Source organism: Larkinella sp. C7 (assembly GCF_006149005.1).
In the GTDB taxonomy this organism is placed as follows: domain Bacteria; phylum Bacteroidota; class Bacteroidia; order Cytophagales; family Spirosomataceae; genus Larkinella.
On sequence record NZ_VBSL01000237.1, the window covers coordinates 1 to 349 of the forward strand.

Genomic DNA, 349 nt, shown 5'->3' on the forward strand with positions numbered 1-349 from the left:
TGTTAAGACCAGTTGCCCCTAGCAAAATCAAATCTGTTTTCTCTTTTTGAGGAATATCAATAGCCAAGAGACGTTTAGGATTACCAAATTCAATAACCTTACGAACTTCCTTGACACCAGCATCCTTGGCGGTTTTTTCATAGTTATCCAAGAGAGTATCGGCTTCTTTTTCGAGATTTTCATAGGTGAAGGTATCAACCGCAGCAATATTTTGGATAGCCCTAGTGTCAATGACATGGGCTAGAACCAATTCGGCATCGTTACGTTTAGCGACTGCAATCCCTTTTTTGAAAGCTAATTCGGCTTGTTTAGAACCATCAACGGCGACTAGGATATGTTTATAGGCTTG

The 349-nt window shown here is 40.4% G+C and carries 1 protein-coding gene; it reads right to left on the bottom strand.

All coding sequences use genetic code 11. The features are described 5' to 3' along the window. Positions 1–349 (bottom strand): universal stress protein (locus FH871_RS35245; protein ID WP_138995381.1); only part of this gene is annotated, 349 nt, incomplete at both ends.